Origin of the sequence: Paenibacillus sp. FSL F4-0243, from assembly GCF_037963295.1 — a bacterium.
Lineage (GTDB): Bacteria > Bacillota > Bacilli > Paenibacillales > Paenibacillaceae > Paenibacillus_AQ.
Genome location: NZ_CP150151.1, coordinates 4918760 through 4939622, shown reverse-complemented (window position 1 = coordinate 4939622; position 20863 = coordinate 4918760). Strand labels below are relative to the sequence as shown.

General features: G+C 43.5%; 16 protein-coding genes and 1 riboswitch. Of the genes, 12 read left to right on the top strand and 4 right to left on the bottom strand.

What is annotated here, in order from left to right; genetic code table 11:
- The first annotated feature begins 23 nt into the window (after positions 1 to 23).
- The 4 genes from NSS87_RS22070 to NSS87_RS22055 all read left to right on the top strand — a co-directional run bounded on the left by NSS87_RS22070 (position 24) and on the right by NSS87_RS22055 (position 5747).
- Positions 24 to 1739: an ABC transporter ATP-binding protein gene (locus tag NSS87_RS22070; RefSeq protein ID WP_042190332.1), complete on the top strand. Its 1716-nt coding sequence runs from the start codon at positions 24 to 26 to the stop codon at positions 1737 to 1739.
- Positions 1740 to 1781: 42 nt separating this feature from the next.
- Positions 1782 to 2822, top strand: a complete 1041-nt coding sequence (locus NSS87_RS22065) for an NAD(P)/FAD-dependent oxidoreductase (protein WP_042190330.1) — start codon at positions 1782 to 1784, stop codon at positions 2820 to 2822.
- Positions 2823 to 2963: 141 nt separating this feature from the next.
- On the top strand, positions 2964 to 4589 hold the full coding sequence (locus NSS87_RS22060; protein ID WP_339242803.1) for an AraC family transcriptional regulator: 1626 nt from the start codon (positions 2964 to 2966) through the stop codon (positions 4587 to 4589).
- A 132-nt stretch (positions 4590 to 4721) separates the two neighbouring features.
- Entirely contained in the window at positions 4722 to 5747 is a 1026-nt protein-coding gene (locus NSS87_RS22055; RefSeq protein ID WP_231573323.1) for an iron-hydroxamate ABC transporter substrate-binding protein, read from the top strand.
- A gap of 143 nt (positions 5748 to 5890) precedes the next feature.
- Here NSS87_RS22055 and NSS87_RS22050 read toward each other — a convergent pair whose 3' ends face one another.
- Positions 5891 to 6910, bottom strand: a complete 1020-nt coding sequence (locus tag NSS87_RS22050) for an ABC transporter substrate-binding protein (RefSeq protein ID WP_339242801.1) — start codon at positions 6908 to 6910, stop codon at positions 5891 to 5893.
- Positions 6911 to 7013: 103 nt separating this feature from the next.
- Positions 7014 to 8600 (bottom strand): AraC family transcriptional regulator, encoded by a 1587-nt coding sequence (locus NSS87_RS22045; RefSeq protein ID WP_339242799.1) that lies wholly within the window; start codon positions 8598 to 8600, stop codon positions 7014 to 7016.
- Positions 8601 to 8745: 145 nt separating this feature from the next.
- Here NSS87_RS22045 and NSS87_RS22040 point away from each other — a divergent pair, with 145 nt between their 5' ends.
- From NSS87_RS22040 to NSS87_RS22020, 5 genes are all read left to right on the top strand, one after another.
- Complete coding sequence (locus NSS87_RS22040) at positions 8746 to 9105, top strand: (2Fe-2S) ferredoxin domain-containing protein (RefSeq protein ID WP_339242797.1); 360 nt, start codon at positions 8746 to 8748, stop codon at positions 9103 to 9105.
- Positions 9106 to 9273: 168 nt separating this feature from the next.
- Positions 9274 to 9423 (top strand): hypothetical protein, encoded by a 150-nt coding sequence (locus NSS87_RS22035; protein WP_339242795.1) that lies wholly within the window; start codon positions 9274 to 9276, stop codon positions 9421 to 9423.
- 169 nt (positions 9424 to 9592) lie between these two features.
- Entirely contained in the window at positions 9593 to 10747 is a 1155-nt protein-coding gene (locus tag NSS87_RS22030; RefSeq protein ID WP_339242793.1) for an AI-2E family transporter, read from the top strand.
- A 19-nt stretch (positions 10748 to 10766) separates the two neighbouring features.
- A complete protein-coding gene (locus NSS87_RS22025; protein WP_339242791.1) occupies positions 10767 to 12239 on the top strand; it encodes a carboxylesterase/lipase family protein in 1473 nt (490 codons plus the stop codon).
- Positions 12240 to 12262: 23 nt separating this feature from the next.
- Complete coding sequence (locus NSS87_RS22020) at positions 12263 to 12667, top strand: VOC family protein (RefSeq protein WP_339242789.1); 405 nt, start codon at positions 12263 to 12265, stop codon at positions 12665 to 12667.
- 51 nt (positions 12668 to 12718) lie between these two features.
- On the opposite strand, the gene NSS87_RS22015 is transcribed toward NSS87_RS22020, so the two are convergent.
- Positions 12719 to 14215, bottom strand: coding sequence for an N-acetylmuramoyl-L-alanine amidase family protein (locus NSS87_RS22015; RefSeq protein WP_339248634.1), 1497 nt, complete (start codon positions 14213 to 14215; stop codon positions 12719 to 12721).
- Positions 14216 to 14422: 207 nt separating this feature from the next.
- Positions 14423 to 15613 (bottom strand): substrate-binding domain-containing protein, encoded by a 1191-nt coding sequence (locus tag NSS87_RS22010; protein WP_081951174.1) that lies wholly within the window; start codon positions 15611 to 15613, stop codon positions 14423 to 14425.
- Between the two features lie 208 nt (positions 15614 to 15821).
- Positions 15822 to 15970: riboswitch (FMN riboswitch) on the top strand.
- 126 nt (positions 15971 to 16096) lie between these two features.
- Here NSS87_RS22010 and NSS87_RS22005 point away from each other — a divergent pair.
- The 3 genes from NSS87_RS22005 to NSS87_RS21995 all read left to right on the top strand — a co-directional run bounded on the left by NSS87_RS22005 (position 16097) and on the right by NSS87_RS21995 (position 20763).
- Positions 16097 to 17056, top strand: coding sequence for a DMT family transporter (locus tag NSS87_RS22005; protein ID WP_339242787.1), 960 nt, complete (start codon positions 16097 to 16099; stop codon positions 17054 to 17056).
- A 303-nt stretch (positions 17057 to 17359) separates the two neighbouring features.
- Positions 17360 to 19111 (top strand): histidine kinase, encoded by a 1752-nt coding sequence (locus NSS87_RS22000; protein ID WP_042190311.1) that lies wholly within the window; start codon positions 17360 to 17362, stop codon positions 19109 to 19111.
- 11 nt (positions 19112 to 19122) lie between these two features.
- Complete coding sequence (locus tag NSS87_RS21995; RefSeq protein WP_042190308.1) at positions 19123 to 20763, top strand: response regulator; 1641 nt, start codon at positions 19123 to 19125, stop codon at positions 20761 to 20763.
- Positions 20764 to 20863: the final 100 nt, after the last annotated feature.

Sequence of the window (20863 nt, the reverse complement as noted above, 5' to 3'; positions counted from 1 at the left end):
ACCAGAAGGAGCGAATTATTAACATGTTGCGTCGTTTTTTTGCTTACTATAGGCCCTATAAGGGATTGTTTATTCTTGATTTTTCTTGTGCTATTGCTGCTGCACTACTTGAACTGGTCTTTCCGTTAGCCGTTAACCGGGTAGTAGATGATCTGCTGCCAAGCGGCAATTGGAGATGGATACTCTATTCATGCCTCGGCTTGCTGGGGATATATATTGTCAGTGCCTTTATGCATTTTGTCGTCACTTACTGGGGGCATAAGCTGGGGATTAATATCGAATCGGATATGAGAAAAAAGCTTTTTGACCGAGTTCAGAAGTTATCTTTCAATTTCTTTGACAACAACAAGACCGGCCATCTAGTATCCCGGATGACAAATGATTTGATGGACATCGGTGAGATTGCCCACCACGGGCCAGAGGATCTCTTTATAGCAGTAATGACGCTGCTCGGTGTGTTTGGCATTATGCTCAGTATCAATTGGCAATTAGCTATTCTGACGTTTGTAATCGTTCCGCTTATGATTTATTTATCCATGTACTTCAGCCGGAAAATGTCTAAAGCCTTCCACATCATGTTCGCGGACATTGCTGACTATAACGCACGCGTGGAGAACAATGTAAGCGGGATCCGCGTTGTGCAAGCTTTTGCTAATGAGAATCATGAAATTTCCCGTTTTGCGGTCAATAACGAACGCTTCCGTATAACAAAGCTGATGACCTATCGAATTATGGCTTGGAATTCATCCTTTAGCTTTGTTCTCATGAAACTGGTCTCGTTATTTGTTCTCGTATGCGGAACATATTTTGTAATCCAGAAGCAAATGACCTACGGTGAATTTATTGCTTTTGTGATGTTGTCCAATGTATTTTTAGGACCATTACAACAGATTAACTCGGTCATTGAGACCTATCCCAAAGGCATTGCAGGTTTCAAACGTTATCTCGAACTGCTGGAGACGGAGCCGGATGTTGATGATGCGATTGACGCTAAGACAGTTCATGATCTTAAGGGGAATATAACCTTCCATGATGTGGCTTTCGCCTACAGCGATAAAGAGAACGTACTCCAAAATGTGAATCTGTCGATTCAAGCAGGAGAGACCGTTGCTCTGGTCGGTCCATCTGGTGCGGGTAAGACAACGCTTTGCAGTCTACTACCTCGCTTCTATGATGTAAGTGAGGGTAACATTAGCATTGATGGAATTGATATTCGTTCCATGAAGCTTGAATCTCTTCGTTCACACATCGGGATTGTACAGCAAGATGTATTTCTGTTTGACGGAACCATCCGTGAGAATATCGCTTACGGGCGGTTGGGTGCCTCCGATGAAGAAATCTGGGAGGCAGCACGGCGCGCCCAATTGGAAGAGCTGATCAAATCCCAGCCTGCTGGACTGGATACTATGATCGGGGAGCGGGGCGTTAAGCTCTCTGGAGGTCAGAAGCAGCGGCTGTCCATTGCCCGGATGTTCCTGAAGAATCCAACGATTCTCATTCTAGACGAAGCCACATCGGCGTTGGATACCGAGACGGAGTCCGCAATTCAGGAAGCACTTGCAGAGTTGTCACAAGGTCGTACGACGCTTGTTATTGCTCATCGATTGGCAACGATCAAGAATGCCGACCGTATTGTTGTTGTTGCGGAAGGTGGTATCGCTGAACAAGGCAGACATGAAGAACTGTTACAGACTACCGGAATTTACAGTCGACTACATGAGGCACAATTTGGAGCGTAAGAAGCTAAGGGCATCAATAGAATATACTTTTGGAGGGACATAATGAACAATCAACTGGAATTATACGATGTAACGATTATTGGCGGCGGACCTGCTGGGATGTATACAGCTTTTTATAGTGGAATGAGAGACCTCAAGACGAAGTTGATTGAAGCGAAGGATGAGCTCGGAGGAAGAATGCTTATTTATCCTGAAAAAATGATCTGGGACGTAGGTGGAGTAACGCCGACTCTCTGTCATCAGCTGATTGGGCAGCTCAAGGAGCAGGCGCAGACCTTTGAACCCACCATTGTGCTGGGACAGCAAATTATGAATCAAGAGAGACAAGAAGACGGGACATATATCTTAACCTCGTCTACCGGGGAACAACACTGGACACGAACCGTTATTCTGGCAATTGGTTACGGAATCCTACAAATGGCTAAGCTCGAAATCGAAGGTGCGGATCGCTATGAGGTGACGAATCTTCATTATACCGTTCAGGAGCTAGAGCCATTCCGTGGTAAAAGGGTGCTGATCTCCGGCGGAGGAGACTCTGCAGTAGACTGGGCAAATGAACTGGAGTCGATTGCAGCAAGTGTAACGATTGTGCACCGTCGTGAACAGTTTGGGGGTCATGAGAAAAATATTGTGCGGATGAAGGAATCTTCGGTCAATGTCCGCGTGCCCTATGCAGTAAGCCAATTACACAGCAGTAATGGGGAAACGATAGATCAGGTGACGATCAACCACATAGAGACAGGTGAATCAGAGCAATTTGAAGTGGATGCAGTGATCGTAAACCATGGTCTTAAGAGCGATTTTGGTCCGTTAAAAGAGTGGGGCCTTGATATGGGCGAATGGTGTGCGAACGTATCTGATAAGCTGGAGACCAATCTCCCTGGCATATTTGCAGCTGGTGACTTTGTGGATTATACAAGTAAGGTACGTTTAATTGCCGGTGCCTTCACCGATGCAGTTCTGGCGCTTAATAGTGCCAAGCTGTTCATAGATCCAACTGCGGCTAAAGTTGCTTATGTGTCTTCTCACAATGAGCGGTTCAAAGAGAAGAATAAGGCGCTTGGTGTCGTTGACGACCATTAATAGCGGTAAATTCTTAAGGAATAGGTTTGATTTTAATGTTGTGCGTATAGGGCTTCTTATCCATTTCGAGCGGAGAGAAGCCTTATGCGCCTTCTTTATATTTCAAGGTTTAATAGCCTGATGATCTGGAAGGGAGCAGGAATGAAGCTATCTAATAATAACCTGGTACACAGAATTTATATGTTAAAAGAGGCTGGGAAACGCCAATGCGGCGGTGGTCACATCAGTAATCTCCAGATGGCCCAGTCCCCACTCTTCCTGACACCAAAAGAAGCTACCGTTCTAATAACCATTGAAGGAGAGACAGTAGCTCTTAAAATAGGTGAAATTCTTTTTTTAAGTGCAGGTACGATTTATCATATTAATGCTCCATTAGAGACCGTTATCTCTGTTCTAGCAATCTCCTATGAGGTATATGGGCTAAGCAATAGCACTGAGCAAGAATTGGTTTATGGACTTTGCCGTGAATTTTTTCCGGTCAATGGGATTTTACCAGTACGTACGACGAATAAAATAACCCGCTTATTCAGCGGATTGGAAGATGTTGCTGCCAATAATTTAGAAGTACAGGCAGATAGAATTCAATCCTTGCTGTATCAGCTGCATCAACTGGTCGTAGAGGCTGACACTGAAGCAGACATTACGGATAGTTCATATTTCAGAATGCTCTCTTATATTCACCAGAACATCCAAAAGGAGATTACGCGAGAGATGATGTCTAGAATGATGGGATTTAATCCTCGCTATTTCTCAGTATGGTTCCGCAAGCAGACGGGGTGGAGCTTCACAGAATATGTAGCTCATTTAAGAGTGAATAAAGCGAAAAAATATTTGATGTCCAGCCAAGCAACAATCCAGCAAATTTCTCAAAAAGTAGGCTATTCAGATGGACTATATCTGAGCCGGAAATTCAAGCAAGTCACCGGGATGACTCCAACAGATTTCCGTTTGCGTCCCAAACCGAAGCGGATTGTAGCGTTGCAATTTTTAGGGGATTTACTTGCGCTGGGTGTGAAGCCTGTCGCGGTTGAAAAAGATGTGATGAACTACTCATTGCTTTTGCAGCCGGAACTGGCGGATGTACGATCGTTTGAATTACAGGGATGTCCGGCGGAAGCGGACTTGTCTGGACTGGAAGCTGATATAGTCATTGCACCGACCTATCTGAGCCCCCGTCAGCTTAAATGCATGGAAAAGTTGGGTCCACTAGTTACGGTGGAATGTGATGAGATGGACCGCTTAGAACAGATTCGTTTATTCGGCAGACTGCTGGGAGAAGAGGAGAAGGCAGAGGCATGGATAAGGCACTATCATTTGAAAATAGATTTGGCCAAGCAGCGCTTGTCCTCACTAATTGAATCTGGTGAAACGGTAGCGGTGTATGAGATTAGGCAAGATAACAGTATTTATATCTGGAATCATACAGCCCGAGGTGTGTACAATCTGTATCCAATGCTAGGGTTAGCTCCGCCGGACAAGGTAAGGTCAGATGTTCTGGAGCGGAATGATCATCTATGCATCTCACTGTCGGAATTGCCAATATACGCGGCTGACCATATGTTTGTGGTTGTATCAGGACGAGAGGACTGGATGTCGAGAACACGTAAACGCATTAGCAAGAGTGTGGTTTGGCGCAATCTTCCAGCATTCAGGAATGAACGCATATATTACCTCAAGCTTGAGGAATTTTGGGGCAGCGAAGGGCTTGCACTCGAACGTCAGTTGGAGATACAGACAGATTTGTTAATCGGCCATAAGTTAAGCTGACAATCGTCCATAGCCAAATTGATGTATTAGCGTGTATATATGTTTTCCCACGGAGACGTTATATTAAACATGGATCTAAATGATATTGATTATCAATATCACAATAATATAAAGTCTCAAGGGGGATTTACATTGTACAGAGTAATATCGTTAGGAAAAACAAGTATGATAGCCGTTGTACTTACGCTGGTGCTAATGTTGAGCGCATGCGGACAAGCTGCTAATCAGGGGAATGCTCCAGCTAGCACGTCTGCTGAAGTGGCTAAAAGCACTAATGATTCTGTAGTTGCCAGCACGGAGCCGGCTGCTGATGCAGAGTACTGGACATATGAAAGCGACAAAGGTCCGGTGCAGATCCCACGCAATCCACAAAGAATTGTAATTCCGGTACAAGACTTTATCGGTGATCTTCTGACGCTGGGGGTGACGCCCATTGCCGTAGCTGGGAATGACATCTTGAATCATCCATATTTCAAAGAGGCGCTTACAGGTGTAGAAGTAGTGGGTGATGACATGACGGTGTCCCTGGAGAAAATAACGAGCCTGGAACCGGATTTGATTATCACTTATCAGGAAGATACCTATGAGCAAATCTCCAAGATTGCTCCGACTGTCTTTATTCCTTGGGGTAAATACGACTATAAGGAACGATTGATTGAGATCGGGAAAATCTTGAACAAGGAGCAGCAGGCTGTAAAATGGGTGACGGATTTCAATCAGAAGCTGGAAGCGAAGAAAGCGGAATTGGCCGATCTGATCGCAGCTGACAAAAAGGTGGCAATCTTTGAAATTGCCGGTAAAGAGCTGTTTCTATACGGTTCGTCATATGGGCGTGGTGGAGAGATTATATACAACGGATTGGGGCTGCATGCACCTGATCTTGTCGAAGAGGTAGCCTTTAAGGAAGGCTGGGCTTCCCTTTCTCTCGAAACGCTGCCCGAGTATCTAGGAGAAGCTGATTATATATTCCAAGGCTTCAGTCGTGGTGTGGAGCAGGATAAGCTGGACATTCTGGACAGTGTCTTCTGGCAAAGTCTACCTGCTGTTAAGGCGGGTCATGTGTTCACCTACGATCTCAAAACTTATTATCTCTCTGATGCTTATGCGCTGGACAAGCAGCTGGATGAGATAGTCACGTTGTTGAAGTCCCTACAATAAGTTAAATTTGAAGCGTGAGATAACAACACTCACAGATAAAACGCCTTTAGATGCTTATAAGTTATCTTAGTAGGAATTTTGTACAACAATAAAGGGATGTCCGCTTAGCCGCTATGGCTTCGGACATCCCTTTTCCTCATGCATTATTTATTATTTATTAGCCAATCGGCCAGCTCTTCGGTCTGGGTTAATACCGCGATAGGGTCATAATACCAGGAACGTTCTTCTTTCCAAACATAGAGGTGTCCATTTTTGACTGCAGGAAGGTTGCCCCAAAATGAATCAGCCTTGTAATCAGCTTCTGTAAGGTTATTTGAGGTTAAGATAATATAATCTCCGGCATATTTAGTTAACGCTTCTTTAGAAATTTCCGCCCATTGCTTCTCCATAATCTCCGCTGCTACTTCTGTAGGCGGCTTGCGACCAAGCGCTTGATAGATGGGCTGTCCGCCTCGGCCAAAGTTATCGCCATAGACCCAGATGGATTTTCCACCGTCTTCCATGATGGAGAAGGTTGCATCTGCCGGGAGGGCCTTGTCCACTTTTGCTTTAGCTTCGGCTATCCGTTTGTCATAATCTGCAAGCCAATTCTTTGCTTCTTGTTCCTTTCCAAGGAGTTCTCCGAAATAGGTTAATTCTGCATGAGCATCTTTTAAATCCCCGTAAGGCACAATGATGGTAGGAGCAATTTTGCTAAGCGTTTCATAGCTTTCTGCTTGTCCCGAAATAATCAAGTCAGGATTTAGTGCGATGATTTTTTCAGGTGACATTTTACCGTACGCCCCTGTGTCTGTAACACCGGTAAGAGCCTCCTTATAATACATATTCTCTAAGGTCAAGCCTGGAGCTCCGATAGGAATGGTATCAAGAGCTATTAGACTTCCCAAGTATTCCTCAGCGACAATTCGTTTAGGATGAACAGGGATTTCAACATCACCTTTTACGGTACTTACTGTTTTGACAGTAGGAGTTTCAGCACTTTCTGCTTCTTGATTAGTTTCGGTTGGTGCTTGTGTTGCTGCTGTTGTATTACTGATACCACCTGTATTCTCCACCGTAGTATTGGAATTTCCACAAGCTGATAGGACTAGAATTAACGTCAGCATGAAGGGAAATAGAAGCCAATGATTCTGTTTCGAAGTATTCTTTTGTAGATTATGCAATTTGTTGTTCCTCCTATGGTAATTGATTATCATTCTCAATAAGAACTTTACAATCTTCTCTGGTTATTTACTATGGACGAATATGATCTTCGTTTGTGCATATTTATGATGTCATCACATGCAGCAATTCTTTAAGCTGTGCTTGAGAAGACAGCGGATCAAATCCATAGAACATGTCACCCTGGTTCAGGATGTATACCCGATTGTTACGGACTGCATCTAACTGCTTCCAATCACGAGAACGCAGAAGGCGAGAGAGGCGTTTTCTTCCCTCAGAAGATGATGGGATGCTAGTGATAATAATATAGTCTGCAGGATAGGTTCCGATTTCCTCAATAGATGACACTAGATACCCTGAATCCATTATTCCGTTCTCCATAATGATGGATGGTGGCTTGAATCCAAGATCTCCGTACAAAATCTGACACCCCCTACCGTAACTGCTACTGAAACAATAAGCTGCTCGGGAACTAAGCTCCCAAACGATAGCTGTCCCTCTTTCCGATCCTATCGAATGATTCAGTTTCTTATTGGCAGTATGGCAGAGCCCATCGTAATGACCTAACCATTCTTCTGCTCGCTGTCGCCGGTTGACTACATCAGCGATCAAGCCAAATTGCTCTCGCCAGCTCATTTGCATAAAGGGTAATTCAATGACCGGAGCAACTGGAGTCAGCATCTTATTCTCAGGAATATTGTAGCTGATAATGATATCTGGCTCTGCTAAAGCTATCGAATCAAATAGAAGGGAAGAGTTACCTTCGTTCATCGTAAGTTGTTTGGAGGCTGGCACTTGCTCTAAGCTCCGATGCCAATCCGAATAAACACCGAGTTGAGGCATAATTTCCAGTACCCGTAGGATAGCTGTGTGATTGTAGTTTAAAGCAACAATTTTTTTGTTCTTATTCTGATAGGCTGTAGGTGAAAGACCCACAAGCTGCTTGAATTTACGGCTCAGATAAGTTCCTTCTTCATAACCAACCTCATGCGCCAGTGTTGTTAGATTTGGGGAACTGGTGAGGATTCGCTGCTGTGCTCTGCGGATTCTTAACAGTGTAATATAAGCGCTGAAAGTTTGACCCATAATTTTACGAAAGGTACGTGAGAAGTGTTCAGGGCTTACCCCAGCTAACGTAGCCATCTGCTCCCGAGTAATATCTTCGTTGTAATGAGCTTCTATGTATTCAAACACATTTTCAATCCATCCTCCTGAAGTCTCCTTTTTTGCAGTCAGTTCATGATGAAGATCCACGATGAATTGGGTGAATAATTGCTGGACCTTAAACGGTTTCCGATCATCGGGTTCTATCCAAGCACTGTAAAGCTCACCAGACAATGCGATCAATTGTGTGGAGGCGTGGTGTAAGGCTGGGCTGCCATTTAGAAAATAATGCTCTTGCCTACGGTTGGGCATACTGGTGTACTCTATCCACATCCCCTGTAACTGTTGCTCATTCTCTAGCTTCAATTTTGAAGTTGCAGCAAAGATCATGATGCTTCCGGATTCGAGGCTATGAAGTTCGCCATCTATCTCAAGCTGACCTTTACCTTCCCAGACAAACATAATACAGGAATTCGTAGCTGGGATGTTATCGGTTGCGTAGTGGGAAAGACTTGTTAGGCTACTAATCTTAACAGGCATATAAAAAGGATGGGAATGATGTGGCATCCCGCCGGATTGGATGGGCATGGTAGAAATCGCTCCCTTTTCAATGATAATCGTTCTCAATTATAGTATACCAGTCTTTCTTTCTATTGACTATAATGGCTCTTATGATAGTGTTTAGAATAATCCGCTAACGAATATTTTTAGGTATGAAAGGAATGGGGATTTCATGACAACTTGGAATTTACAAGGAACCGTAAGTCACTTGTTGATATGTAATGGTAGCAGCTGCAAGAAACATAAAGGTGAAGAGGTAGCTGAAGCGATAGAAGATGAGATTGAAAAGCAAGGTGCACAGAGTCTTATACATACGACGGTAACCCGTTGTAATGGTAGATGTTCAGATTCCTGCGTCGTGATCGCATACCCTGAAGGCGTGTGGTATAAAGAGATCACACCTAAATCAGCGAAATTGCTAGTACGGAAGCATTTACAAGGCGAGAGACTTGAGGATCATCTGCTGTATACATATGATGGTCAGCTGATGGCTGCAAATGACAAGGGAGCTAAAGGGAAGAAGAAAAAATAGCTGTTCACTGATCGAAGGTTCGCAGCTAAGTGAAATCTAAGTAGAAATGATTGAAGTACCGTCAATGCGCTGGCGGTATTTTTTTGTCTTTTCAGGAAAGCAACTTCGTTTCTTTTTGTTTAGTAGAGGATTATGATTGAATGAAAGGAAGATCTAGGGGGAATAGACATGTTTAAGAGGTTTACAGTGGATGATCATGCAGAAACGGCGCAGTTGTTTACGGAATCTTTTTGTGAATTACATGAAGAAACTTTTCATACATATATGATGCTTGCGACTGAAAAATACAGTACTACGATTGCAGAATTCATGGCGTAGCAGATGCCAAAAACCCGGATTCTAAAAAAGTATATCAATCGATTGGTTTTGTGAAGGCGGGCAGAATTGCAGATATCAAATTTGACTTGCGCCCCTAACGTTGACTATGCTATTAAAAAGTGAATAAAATAACACTTCATATAAGGTGGCGCATGGGGGAGAGGGTTCGATGGAGAGGCTGCAGGTGTGGCCGGGGAAGTTTAAGAAGTTTTTTCTGAACAATAAATTTGTGGTAGCCTTACTTATTTTATTGTTAACTGGGGTAACTATCCTGGTGTTCTCAAAGATACCGTTTATTTTTACGCCTATATCTGTATTGCTGCACACGGTGGCTGCACCATTGTTACTATCCGGTATCGCTTATTATTTGCTGAATCCGTTAGTAGACCTGATGGGAAAAAGATTCAGGATGAAACGTGTGTATGCAATCATCATTCTTTATCTGTTAATTGCGGGTATTATTACGTTGATTCTGGTGATGGTGATTCCGATTCTTCGAACGCAATTATCTGGTTTGATTGACGATTTTCCAAGGTATAGTGACTTGATCCAGGAACGATTTATGAATCTGACGGGAAGCGAATTCTTTGGTCAAGTTCAAGATAGTATAGGAACCAACCTAAGTGAAATCACCAGTAAAATTACGGCTTGGGGCACTTCTTTTCTGAATAATGCGCTAACAGGTGTAGGGAGCTTCGTCGGAGCCGTTACGGAGATTGTGCTGGCGGTGGTGACGACACCGTTTATTCTATTCTACTTGCTTCGTGATGGAAAAAGATTGCCAGATTACATTTTGAAATTTGTACCTACCGCGCTGCAGCCGCAGACTCGGATGGTAATGTCGGAGATGAACGCCCAGGTATCTTCCTATATTCGAGGGCAAATTATAGTAAGCTGCTGCATTGGTGCGCTGCTCTATATTGGCTACTTGATTATTGGTCTGGAGTATTCACTTGTCCTTGCCATTGCCGCTGCTTGTACAGCAGTTGTTCCCTATTTGGGTCCGGCAATTGCTATTACACCAGCCTTAATTGTGGCCATGGTCACTTCACCATTTATGCTGCTGAAGATGATCATCGTTTGGACGGCTGTACAGCTGATTGAAGGAAAGTTTATCTCTCCGCAGATTATGGGCAAGACACTGAAGATTCATCCGATCACGATCATTTTTGTGATTATTTTTGCCGGCAAAATGTTTGGCGTTCTTGGCATTATCCTTGCAGTTCCTGGTTACGCGGTGCTCAAGGTTGTATTTACACATATTTTTCAATGGTTCCGGTTCCAGTCCGGATTGTATAAGCAGATTGAAGAGAATAAGGAATAATGTGGAAGGGTGAAATGTAATGGTAGGACCGATAGCAGTAACCTCTTACGGTAAGCTTCAAGGACGAGAGGAGGATGGCGTGAACGTTTGGCGTGGAATCCCTTTTGCCGCTCCACCAGTTGGAGAGCTTCGATTTCGTGCGCCGCAGCCACCAGAAGCTTGGAGCGGAATTAGAGATGCTTCTGAATTTGGTCCAGTTAGCCATCAGCCAGCGGATACGAGAGGTACGCGTTTCGGTGGCTTAACACCTCGTCATTCTGAAGATTGTTTGTATTTAAATGTATGGTCACCTGCATCCCCAGGCGAGGCACTCCCTGTTATGTTTTGGATCCACGGGGGTACATTTGTGACTGGCGCTGGAAGTCAGCCACAGTTTGATGGCACTAGTTTCGCGAAGAATGGTAATGTTGTCTTGGTGACGATTAATTATCGACTGGGACCATTTGGTTTTATGCATCTGTCTTCGCTTGGTGATGGATTTGCGTCTAATCAAGGCTTGCTGGATCAAATTGCCGCGCTGGAATGGGTAAAGCTTAATATTGCCGCCTTTGGAGGCGACCCTCAGCGAGTTACGGTATTTGGAGAATCAGCTGGCAGCATGAGTATCGCTGCCCTTCTGGCTATGCCTGCTGCAAAGGGATTATTTGCTGGAGCGATCATGCAAAGTGGGGCTGCTCAAACCTTGCCAAATCAACAAGGAAAAGATATTGCTGTAGCATTACTTACTGAACTAGGCATTTCTCCTGATGGAGATACTAGCCTACTTAATACGTTCTCAGCGGAACAAATTATAGAAGCAGCCACAAGAATGACTATTAAATTAACGGGTGGTTCAATAGGCATGTTATTTCAGCCTGTCATTGATGGGGATACGCTTCCTGTAGATCCTGCACAGGCTGTGGCAGAAGGATCAGCCCAGGGGATTCCGTTGTTGATTGGAACCAATCGAGATGAGGGGAATTTATTTTTCAGGGGAGAAACACCAGGTGCAGACTTTGATGAATCGCTCAAGGCGCTGGAGCAGATGATGGGAACTGGAAGTCTGGCGGAGGTTGCCAGCCACTATTCTTCTACATGGGAAGGACAGGCGGAGATTCTAACGGATCTATATTTCTGGGGAACCTCTATATCCTTAGCTGAGAATCAATTGGCCTATGCGCCTGTTTGGATGTATCGTTTTGATGGGACGGTCCCTGGCCATCCATTGTTAAACAAAGCTGTACATGGTGCGGAAATTGTCTATGCTTTTAACAATTTGTCTCATGTAACTCGCTTGGGTGCGGAAATTACACCGGCGATGCAAAAATTGGCTGAAAGTATGCATACGGCATGGATTGCCTTTGCTCATCGAGGAAACCCAGCTACATCCGAGCTATCATGGCCTGAGTATAATCTGGAAGAACGTCCTACACTGATCTTTGATGAAGAGATGCGAGTAACTCAAGATCCCGATTCAGAGAAACGCAAGAGAATTGTCTCTATTCTGGTTTGAGAAGTCTGAGGAGATGAACGGGGATGAAGGTCCAAGGATTTAATCATGTGACGGTAAATGTGAGTGATTTATCACGTTCATTGAATTTTTATACTGGTATTTTGGGTCTTCAGCTAATACACAAAGGCAATACAGATGCCTATCTGGAATGGGGAAGCGCATGGATTTGCCTCATTGAAAAGCCAGAATACACTGAATTAATGGGCAGTGTAATTGGGATAGACCACATTGCCTTTAGTATAGCGGAAGAACATTTCGAGGAGGCTGTACAGGTACTCCGTACCCACGAAGTACGAATCATTAGAGGACCTGTTAAAAGGGGAGTAGGCTGGACCGTCAACTTTCTCGATCCAGATGGGATTCAGTTAGAGCTACACACTTCTAATCTAAGAGAACGAATGAGTGTTTGGAATAACAAACAAGAATAAAAATAGAAAGGGGAGCTTCTTAGCCAATTGGCTAAGAAGCTCCCCTTTTTTCTATCGACCTAAATATTCCTTAATCCCTAGAACTACTGCTTCGGCTATCCTATTCTGAACATCTACTGTGAAGAGTAATGCTTCGTCCTTGGTATTACTTAAGTAACCACATTCTAATAAAATGGCTGGCATTTTAGTTTCTCTTGTTACATGATAATTTGCTTGACGAACCCCTCGATCCTGAAGACCTGTAGCAACAGTAAGATATTTATGAACGGTTTGCGCGAATAATAAACTATCTTTACGTGTGTAATAGGTCTCTGTACCACTAGGATTGCTCTTACTGCCCACTGGGATACTATTGGCATGAACAGAGATAAACAAATCTGCTTTTACCTTATTGGCGAGGTTGGATCTGTCCTGCAGGGTCGGGTATGTATCATCACTTCGAGTGAGCACAACCTCAATATTTGGCTCTTTCTTTAGTAATTCTGCAATTTTCAGTGCTGTTGGCAAGGTGAAATCCTTCTCTTTGCGGTTACTTCCAGTGCCAGGATCTTTCCCACCATGTCCTGCATCAATAACAATTATCTTCTTGTCTGTGTTGCCAGAAGAAGGTGGAGGCGTTGTGACCGGTACTTCAGGTACAGTGGTTGCAGGAGGCGTTGTGCTTGTCCCATTTAGATCCACTATAATAAGTCCGTCGTTAGCATTCGTTACACTGTAGTTATTCGCACTGTTCAGATCAATCACGATCCGGATCGTAGAGGGAGAACTACTGAATAATGAATAACGAATGGTTGAGACGTTAGGATATTCGGTAATCGTCAACTGCCCACTTTGGTTTTTTCCGACAGAAAGGTTCTGATGAAAGCTGTCGCCAAAGCTGGTATACGGTAAATCTACGACAATTCGGTCTTTATCTGTCATTGTGAATACATTTGGTGTTACACTGCCGTTCATCGCGATGATGAGCTTGTTATCGATGAAGCTAAGATTTGTGACTGCTGCCGTCGAGGTGTTTCCATCAGTTGTTGTGTTACCATTCGATCCATTATCAGAGGGTGCGGTTACAGATGTGTCTGGAACTGTAATTTCTGGTTCGCTTCCGCCAATCTCTGGTACTGGAGAAGTTAAGTATACCGTTTTGGTCACATTATCCCAACCGACAGTAGTTCCTGTCTGTTCACCAACAAATCTTAAAGGAACGAGGGTCGTGTTGCCACTGAGAAAAGGAGGGTTGTCCAGTTTTACCTGTTTCCCCGAAGCCTCTGCCATCGCATTATTCACGATAAGCTTTAATGTCGTTCCCTTTTGCTCAATGGTTGCAGTCTTGGTCACATTATCCCATTTCACGGTATAACCAAGCTGCTCCGTAACGAGGCGAAGTGGAACCATCACGCTTCCATTTACAATTTGAACTTGTGCTTCTTTTGAAATCTTAAGATCATTGCCGTCTAGATTGATGTGTGTCTCTGCAGAGCCGGCATAACCAGTTCCTGGATGAACCAGCACCAACAAAAGCAGCAGTAACGCCAAAAAACCAAACTTCTTCATCTGCAATCCCTACCATCCCCGTTTCTTGGTTTCTAGCAATTCTTACTTTTTCTTCCTATGATGCAGTTTCGGCTTATATAAATCTTAAACGACAATAGTTTCCAAAAGTTGCGCTCTTTTAGAGTGAAAAAGGAAAAATTTCGGTATAAAAAGCGAAAAGAGAGCTTTCCCAAACATTTGGGTTAGCTCTCTTTTCGTAACAATATTTTATTGCAAAGAAGTATAACCCGTTTTTTCTACCAATTCCTGACCTTGAGCAGATTGCATCCAATCTAGAAAGGGCTGAATATTGGGGTTGTCACTTCCAGCAGTCACAGCATAAAATTCTGTAGCCAAAGGGTACTGTCCACTGCGAATACTTTCTTTGTCGGGCTTAACACCATCAATGGCGAGTAGTGCAATTTCCCCACTTTGATTCATTTCTGAGGCGTAAAATAAGAAGCTGTACCCGAGTGCATTTTTATAATTGCGATAACTGGAGGTTTGTTTAATAATTCCACTCATAATATCCGCCACGTCTTCCTTAGGAGGTGTCATGAGTGTAGTGTCTCCCATAAACTTTTGCAGCATCGTCTGGCTCCCACTATCCTCTGGGCGTTGAAAAGCGCGAATACGGTTATTAGCTCCGCCTACATCTTTCCAATTGGTGATCTTGCCTGCGTAGATATCTTTAAGCTGGGCGGTGGAAAGTCCAGTTACTTCGTTTCGTTTATTCACAAAAAATACGAAAGCCTCGCGGCCGATGGGTGTGAGCTTCAGCTCAACGCCTTTTCGCTTCGCATGTTTCTGTTGGGCAAGAGAAGGAGCAGCGACAAAGATAATATCAGTGTCACCTTCGATTAGTCTTTTGTAAGCTTCCGGTGTGCTACTGCAAATCACTTGACTTGTTTGGAAATCATATGGATTATAACTGGCCGCAGGATAAGCAGATTGTACGAAAGCTGAATACAGTGGGTATAGTGCGGTTGCGCCATCCAATTTTGGTAAGTTGTTATCGATATGATATGAAGAAGGTTTATCCAAATTCACTGCTTTGGTATTCTCAGCAAAAGGTTCGTATAGTACCAAATTAACTTCCCGATCATCGACCGTGGCAATGCTGTTGATATATGCTTGTTTGATCTCATATCCTGCGGTTACGAGCACACTAAGTCCGAGGATGGATAGCAATATAATATTGCTTGTTTTTCGGGACAACACATTAAATATAAGGAGTACAACATAAATAGCTATCACAACAGATAAAATCGCCACAAGTGGAGTATAAAACATTAGTCCCCCGAAAAGCGCGGTAATTATCGAACCTATGAATCCTAAAAAAGCTATGACTCCGACAGCAAAAAAGGAGAACAATAACTTCGTCCAGAATGACTCCTTCGTCCAAAATGATTCCTTCATAACAACCTCCTTAGAAAAATTCCTAAACTATGGAAAAATAAACATAATTTCATTATACAGATTTTTTGGGATGGGACAGTAGAACAATAACGAAAAAAATATGTAAGAAAAGCTGTGATACATGAAAATTTTATGTATATTTTCACAAAGTACTGGACGAATGGCAAGAAGAGGTTTATTCTGAGATTGTGAAAAAAACAACGGAATACAAGATTCTCGGGGTAGGGTGAAATTCCCAACCGGCGGTAATGTTCAAAGCGAACTGAGCCCGCGACTCACTTGTTCTGCTTGCAGAGAAGTGACTGATCTGGTGTGAATCCAGAGCCGACGGTAAAGTCCGGATGGGAGAGGATCATAAGATAAAGGCGCTAGGAGTCTATCCTGTACGTCTTTATTGATAATGCCCCCGAGTCGACCTTTTATGGTGATTCGGGGGTTTTTGGTCTCTTATCGAGGGTTTGTATCGACAAGGAGAATGGAATTATGAGTAATGTAACAGCTTCATCATCAGCTAGTAAGGTAAGCAGCACGTCGCCGTTACGCAGTGGGTTTTGGCTCGTTGTGTTCGGTGCAGCACTATGGGGCGTTGATCCGCTCTTTCGTATTATCCTCTTAAAATCTTTGACCTCATCGCAAATTGTTCTTTTGGAGCATGTGGTGCTTTTCTTGGCTGCTTCCCCTGTTCTTTGGCGTCACCGGGAGGAGCTAAAAGGTATTGGATTTCGCCAGATTGGAGCTTTGCTAATTGTTTCCTGGGGAGGTTCTGCCGGGGCGACAATTCTATTTACGATGGCACTCTCCAGTGGGGATTTGAATGCTGTGCTGTTGCTGCAAAAGCTTCAGCCGATATTCGCTATCGGGCTTGCAGCCTTAATTCTTAAAGAACGTCTGCCTAAAAATTTCGGAATCCTCATTATTGTGGCACTGGTAGGAACCTATCTGCTGACCTTTGGCTGGAGTATTCCATTCGGACATGTGAACAACTTTATCGGTGTTAGCAGTCTGATGGCCTTAGGAGCGGCCGCATTGTGGGGTGGCTCAACAGTAATGGGACGTTATCTGCTTGGGTCTATGAAATATGAGACAGTGACTTCCCTAAGATTTATATTGGCGCTGCCGTTGCTTTTCGTTATCACCACATTAGAAGGTGCTCCTTGGCAGATTAATGGTGGGTTTGGTGCATCTGCTGCCATAGCCATTAATTTGTTGCTGCAGGCTCTGCTGCCAGGACTACTCAGTATGCTGATGTATTACAAAGGACTAAGCACTACTAAAGCTTCCTTCGCTACATTGGCTGAACTAAGCTTTCCTATGACGGGAGTAATCATTAACTGGATCGTATTCCAGCAGCTCGTCACGCTACCGCAAATTATCGGGTTCGCGTTGATCTGGACCGCTTTATTCTTCATATCGAGTCAACAATCTAAAGCACAAACGCTCTGAACAGACTCTGATTGTATAGATTGAACTAAATAAAGTATAAAGGGATGATTGGAATGCCTAGCGGCTTTCGGATCATCCCTTTTTGTATGTCTCTACAATACATTAGACTGCAAAAACTGCAGAAATGTTTCGTACGTAGCATATAGCGTAATAATTTAAGCCTTTACAATAGAGAGGACGATAACAGTGCTTGAACAAGCTATCACCTGTCTACCTCATTTTGCAGGGAGAAATTATCTATGCGTTAATGAAGATTATTTGTACAATAGAGGCTATGACATTTGAGTCGGAGTGTGAAGGTAAGTGTATAGATATAATTTATTTACCAAAATCGTAAGTATCATGGTCATCATGCTGATTCCTATTACGATCCTCTATTTCTATTCCAATAAGACGACCACGGATGTGCTACGTACGGAGTTAAATACTTCGAACAGCAATCAGCTCAGTTTTTTTCAGAATCAAGTAGAGAGCAATATGGAGCTGTTGTCCTCCTGGCCGATCCTGCTCATTCATGATCCTGATATTTTGAGCTTAAAGGATACTTATTTGAAGGGAACACATTTGAACCTGGATGCGATAAACACGATTAAGCGGATCCAGACCAAAATCAGTATTCAGGAAAGCTCCTCCAACTGGAAGAGTAAGTTGTATCTATATTCACCGTCCATCCACCGAATGGTGTCAGAGAATGATGCTATACCGTATTCGGATGAGGATTTGAAGCGGGAAGTAAAGTCAGGCTGGCATGTAGAAAAGATCATTGAGCAAGATGGCGACCATTTTGTGTTCTCTTGGTTTTCTTTTACCCCCTTCATGTCAGAGTTCACTCCTGAAAAGGCCAATACGATTATGAAAGTGGAGTTTGACAGCCGAAACATTGAAGATATGCTGGATAAATTCAAAAGTGATGGCAGGAGAGATCCTTTTTATTATAAACAGGGCACTGGACTTATCTTTAACCGTAGTGCTGACAAGCTACTAGCTAATGAATTGGTAAAAAGGCTGGAGCAAGAGCAGCTGAAGCAAAGTGAAAATCGTACCGTGAACATTAATGGTGAGTCCTACAGTGTAAACATAGTCTATTCGGATAAAATGGGCTGGTATTTGATCGACTATATGCCGCTGTCAGAAATACTGCATCCGATCCAAACCTCCAATCGCTTATTTTATTTTGCTATTGGTGCATTGTTATTAATGAGCTGTCTCGTAGCCTATCTACTGTATGTTCAGGTGCAGGTGCCCGTTAGATTATTGGTAGGAGGCTTCCAGAGGTTGAAGCAAGGAGACTACTCTGCGCGGGTGGAGATCAAAGGTAAGAATGAGTTCAGCTTTCTGTCCGGAAGGTTTAATAGCATGGTGGAACAGATTCAGAAGCTGATTGAGAATGTGTTAATGGAAAAGATCCATGTTCGAGAAGCTAGATTAAAGCAGCTTCAATCCCAGATTAATCCGCATTTCTTCTATAATTGCTTCTCATTTATTACGAGTATGGCGAAGCTCGATAATATGGGTGCTGTTGTCGGTATGTCGCATAATTTATCCCGGTATTACAGATATACGACCCGCCAAGAACGCGATCTTGTCGCTTTATCTGAAGAAACGGAATTTGTGACTCACTATCTGGAGATCCAAAAAATGAGGATGAGCAGACTTCAATATGAAGTTCATATCCCGCCGCAAATGCGGAAAAGAGATCTTCCTCCGTTGGTTCTTCAGCCTTTGGTCGAAAATGCGGTTATCCATGGGATTGAACCTGTCTCTAAAGAGGGGCTGGTGCGAATTACGGGCACATGCAACGGAAGAGTTATGACATTAACGGTTGAGGATGACGGAAAAGGCATGACCCCGGAGGAAATTATCGTATTGGAAAATAAGCTAGGCAAAGCGATGGATGAAGAAATGGGCTGCGGGCTTTGGAATGTGCATCAGAGAATGCGGCTGCGTTTTGGTGAGGATGCAGGATTGACGATTGCACCATCATCACTCGGAGGATTGCAGGTTAAACTTCAGTGGTTGTTACCGCTAACTGACAATAATATGGATGACATCTAGGAGGGAATATGATGATAGAGATATTGTTAGTCGATGATGAGCCTTATGTAACAGAAAGTCTGGCCCGCACGATTCCGTGGGACGAGATTGGCGTAAAGCAAGTGCATCAGGCGGCATCGGGTGCCGAGGCTCTGGAAATATTGGAACAGCAGGACATAGATATCATGGTTACTGATATTTCGATGCCTGGAATGTCCGGTTTGCAATTAATTGAAACGGTGAGCGAGAGATGGCCGGATATCCGGTCGATTCTGCTGACAGGTTTTTCTGATTTTCAGTACGCTAAGAAGGCGATTCAGCTACAGGCTTTTGATTATATTTTGAAGCCAGTAAGTGATGAGGAATTTATCAATAGTATCTCCGGAGCGATTGAGTCTCTAAAAGACGAATGGGAAGCACATGATAAATATCATTTGCTACTCTATAATCGCAAAGCCGATTACAGTGTTTTGCGGGCCAACTTGATGCATGAATTACTACTTGGAAGAGTGCTCTCTGAGCGGACACTTGCATTAAAGCTTAAGGAATATGAAATCTCTTTCGAATCAGATGTTGAAGCGGCGATGTTATTGATTCAGTTGGGTAAACATTACGCCGCAATGGATCATCATTCGGTTTCCCTAATGGAATATGCCATCGGCAATATTGCCGAGGAGCTCTTTAAGGAGCAATTCCATGTCTGGTTTTGCAAAGCACCCCATGATTGTTTAATTTTGCTTGTGGAACTGAAGCCAGTCATCCAGCGAGAGTTAGAGAAGTCGAATAATTACGATGCTGCGAGACAACAGATCCTTAAGTCAGCGATTGCTAACTTCAGAATTAGTGTGAGTAACTATCTGAAGGGTGAGATATCGCTTATCGTAACGGAGTGGTTTGCTTTTCCCGAAGGGATGACGGCTGCCTATCGAAGTGGCTTAAGTTCAATGTATTTGACAACACATAATGAAACAGGCTCGGTACTTTATCTGGGGGATCGTCATCTTCAGGAGATGATGAGCATCAAATCACTCGAAAGTCTTTATCGTCCGCCAACGCTCATTCATTTGCTGGAATCTAAGCAATGGGATACAGCCCGTCAGAAGATAGCTGATGTGTTCCGAGATATGGAGAATGCACGCTTTTCAAGTGAGCATCTGTATGAAGTCTTTCTGTCCATTACTAATGCATTCATGTACATTGCCCACAAAGGGGGGCAGTTCATCTCGCAAATCGATCAATATGCGTTCGATCCGATGCTGACACAGAGCATTATTGTTTCTTTTGACAAGCTGAAGGACTGGGCTTTTGATATGTTAAACAAGCTGCAGAAGGAACTCTCAGAAAGTGATCAGAACACGAAAAGTTACATTATAAAGCAGGTACATGAGCTGGTAGGAAACCATTCTGGGCATGATCTGTCGGTCAAGACGATAGCGGATCATGTGTATCTGCACCCTGTGTACTTATCTAAAATATATAAGGCAGAGACAGGAGAAGGGCTCGGAGACTATATTATCCGCATGCGGATGGAACGTGCACTTTATCTACTTAAGAATACGAATAAAAAAATCTATGAAATCACGACCGAACTTGGATATCAGAATCCGCAATATTTCAGCAAAATGTTCAAGAAGCATTACAATATGACACCAAATGAGTTTCGTGACGGATAGAGAGGTTGAGAAAGGTGCAGAAACCTTGTTTAAATGACGTATTCGACATCATCTTCGTTCCCTATAATTAAGTCATAACCAACACTTAAGGAATCTAAGG